This window comes from Blautia sp. MCC270 (assembly GCF_018785605.1).
Lineage (GTDB): Bacteria > Bacillota > Clostridia > Lachnospirales > Lachnospiraceae > Blautia_A > Blautia_A fusiformis.
In genome coordinates, this window is sequence record NZ_WQQD01000062.1 from 1 (window position 1) to 3,575 (window position 3,575).

The following is a 3,575-nucleotide window of genomic DNA, read 5'->3' on the forward strand; positions in this document are numbered from 1 at the left end:
AAAAAAGATTGCAATGTATAATTCTTTTTTACCATACATTGCAATCTTTTGGAATACTATGTTCTAACTAAATGGCATTGCCCCAATGTCTCTCACACGCTTTCTTTTATACTCTGCGGGATGCTTTTAATCCTCGATTGCTGCCTTACGGGCATTGATTGCCTTTATCACATCCATATCAAACTTGGGTTTACGTTCATAGGTATACAGACCGTTTAACTCCTGCTCCACATCATACAGCTGGGTATAGCAGAAGGCAAACATATGGGGATTGTCCAAAAGGGCATCGGTCAGTCCCTTATATCGGTTCAGGAATTCCTCCTTGGTAGCAGGAACTTCACCATAGCCCCAGCCATCCTTTTCAACACCTTCCTCGTCCCACTTGATACCGCCATACTCACTGATGAAGGTAGGGATCCCCTTTACAGGTGTCTGCCTGTAGCCATGATTATCTTCCAAATCACCTCCCTGTTTAAAGGACTCGTAGGTTGCTGCAAACTTTGCCGGATCCTGCTCATAATCGTGTAAGTCATAGATGTCCGTCACCACATGATAATGTCCGCTGGTATCAATGCAGGGTCTGGTGGTGTCATACAGCTTTGTCATCTTATACACATTGGCCAGTAAGCTGTCATCCTGCCTTCTTCCCTCATAATCCCATGTCTCATTAAACGGACACCAGCCGATGATGGCGGGATGGTTGAAGTCTCTCTCCAAGGCTTCCATCCACTCAGGCAGGAAATATTTTAATGCTGCGGGATTGCTGTAATCCAGTCCCCAACAGCCCTGCTCGCCCCATACCAGATAGCCTGCTTTATCGCAGTGATACAAGAACAGAGGCTCAAATACCTTCTGATGGAGTCTTGCGCCGTTGAAGCCTGCAGCCATGGACAGTTCCACATCCTTGACAAGTGCTTCCTCTGTAGGCGCTGTGTAAATGCCATCCGGATAGAAGCCCTGATCCAGCACCAGTCTTTGGAACACGCTCTTATCGTTGATGAGGAATTTCTCTCCATCCAGTCTTACCTCACGCATACCAAAGTAGCTTTCTACCTTATCTTCTCCATAGGTTAATGTAAGGTCATACAGTCTGCCATGACCCGGCTCCCACTTTTCCAGACGGGACAAAGGAAGTGTCATGGTAACGGTGCCGCCCTCTGACTTTGCGCTTACGCTGCCACAGGGCTCTCCCCCATAAAAGGCCTTTGCTTCCAGTGTGCCCTGCCCCTTTACTACCGCCTTAATTCCCAGAGTTGCTTCTGCCAGGTTTGGATAATATTGCACTTTTTCAATGTAGCTTTCCGGTACCCACTCAAGCCATACCGTCTGCCAGATACCTGTCGTTCTGGTATAATCACAGCCTATGGAGTAGAAGAAATGACTCTGCTTTCCCTTGGGCTGCTTTCCGCTTCTCACATCATCTGCTGCAAAAAGCGTAATGTCATTTTCTCCTTCCTTTACAAGCTTTGTAATATTAAACGTAAAGGAAACATAACCGCCCTGGTGTCTGCCTGCCTCTACTCCATTGATCCATACTCTTGCATCATAGTCCACTGCGCCGAAGTGTAAGAGAAGATCTCCCTTCAGCTCCTCCCCTGTCAATGTGATGGTGCGGTGATACCATACGCCGGGGATAAAGTCCTTATAGCCGATTCCGCTCAGATCACTTTCCGGGCAGAAGGGCACCAGGATCTTCTTCTCCCAATCTGTCTTTCCTTCCTGCCATTTCTGATCTATGCCGCTACATCCAAAGTCAAAGGAAAAATCCCATTCTCCATTCAGGTTTTTCCAATGCTCCCTCTTCATCTGGGGCTGGGGATGCTCCGGTCTGGGTATTTGTGTCATAATTTTGTCCTCCTGTGATCAGTTATTTGTGTTGATTTCATTTTTATTTTATATGGTGAAAGCCATAGTTGACAGGCTTGCTCCTTTTTACTACAATGCTGTTATTACATTATTGCAATTTGCTTTCAAAAAATGGAGGAACCACCATGCCTCAGGAAATTACACGCACACAGATTGAAAAATACACTGTCTACACCGGCCCTACCGCGGAAAGCTTTTCTCCCATCATGGCCGGTATCACTTACCCGGATCCTGCCTATGAGATCCTGGTTTATCGCAGACCCCTGTGTGTGTTTGAATACGTTTTAAGCGGCCGTGGACATATCGAGCGAAACGGCAGTATCCTCACTGTAAATGCCGGAGATGCCTATATCCTTACTGCCGGCACCTACCACCACTACTATTCAGACAAAGTTGATCCCTGGACTAAGATCTGGTTCAATGTCAGCGGCAGTCTGGTACAGCATCTTCTCTCCGATTACGGCTTAGACGGTGTCACCCTGATCCCCCGCTTCCATAACGAAACACCTCTGACCCGGATCCTTGATGCCTTTACCGCCGACCCTGTACACTCTGCTGACAAGCTGGCTGTACTGCTCCATCAATATATTCAGGAGCTTGCGGATTTTCTGGCAAACAAAGTTCCCATCAATCCTACTGCACTGGCGATCCGCAATTATATCGATATGCACTTAACAGAAAGTCTGTCCTTGGATCATCTGGCAGATACCGTTTCCCTGTCCCGCTCCAGGCTCATCCACCTGTTCCAGGAGGTATATCATGTTGCTCCCTACCAGTATTACCTGTCCCAGAAGTGCAAGCTGGCCCAGTCCATGCTAAGCCGCACCACTCTTTCTGTTTCTGCCATCTCCACACAGCTTGGGTTCTTAGACCCTCACCACTTTTCTTCCTTTTTCAAGAAACAGTGCGGTCTGTCCCCGGCTTCTTACAGAAAACTCCACACAGCGCCTGGGAATTTTCCCACCTAAGTATTATTCTTTCTAAAAATGGAACCAAGGCAACGAAACTACTTTTTTAAGTACTTTCATTGCCTTGGATTATAGTGCATTTTCTTTCTGTTTACGATACAAAATACAGCTAAAAAGGTATGAATTATTGCTACTACATATTTACTCCTAAGGGAGTCAATTATTTCTTACAGTACCTTCTCCTCATTTTTTCCGGGGACAGGCACTGGATGCTTCCGTGGCCGGCTATTCGATAGCGTAATTCCAAGCTGATACAAAGTGGCTAACATAGTAGCGCCTTTCATCGGTGATCCATTGTCTGAGTGTAGCACTAGCGGCTGCGTTGTAGGACGTCCCTGCTTTAGGCAGATCTGTTGGATTAGTTCGCTGGCATGTTCTGCACTTTCTTCTTCGTAGACTTCCCAGCCGACTATGCTTCGATCATAAAGATCTGAAAAAAGGTACAGGTAATAAAACATCCCCGTATGTAAACCATTCAGATAGTGGTGCTAGATGATGTTTGGGATGCAACATGATAGAAGAGCTGTAAGGTTTTGAAAAGAAAATCTTATGGCTTTTTTTGCAAACAAATAGAAGAGGAAAATAGTGCTAAAATGTAAAAAAATATTTTACAATAATAAAAAAGAAAAATGCTGATGAGGTATCAATTACGATTTGATCTGAGCTAATATCATGGTATTACCCTGAAACAAAGACACTGACTATATATTCTCAAGAGGGTAATACATTGTACAAGATTCC

2 protein-coding genes and 1 pseudogene are annotated in these 3,575 nt (G+C 45.5%); 1 reads left to right on the top strand and 2 read right to left on the bottom strand.

The genetic code is table 11. The features are described from left to right. Positions 1–126 precede the first annotated feature (126 nt). A complete protein-coding gene (locus GPK58_RS12105) occupies positions 127–1,845 on the bottom strand; it encodes a glycoside hydrolase family 2 protein (RefSeq protein ID WP_173722870.1) in 1,719 nt (572 codons plus the stop codon). A 146-nt stretch (positions 1,846–1,991) separates the two neighbouring features. On the opposite strand from GPK58_RS12105, the gene GPK58_RS12110 reads away from it, so the two are divergent. Continuing rightward, on the top strand, positions 1,992–2,834 hold the full coding sequence (locus GPK58_RS12110; RefSeq protein WP_215638709.1) for a helix-turn-helix domain-containing protein: 843 nt from the start codon (positions 1,992–1,994) through the stop codon (positions 2,832–2,834). A 215-nt stretch (positions 2,835–3,049) separates the two neighbouring features. Here GPK58_RS12110 and GPK58_RS12115 read toward each other — a convergent pair. Further along, positions 3,050–3,316, bottom strand: a pseudogene (locus GPK58_RS12115) (DDE-type integrase/transposase/recombinase); the annotation flags it as partial. Between the last annotated feature and the right edge of the window lie 259 nt (positions 3,317–3,575).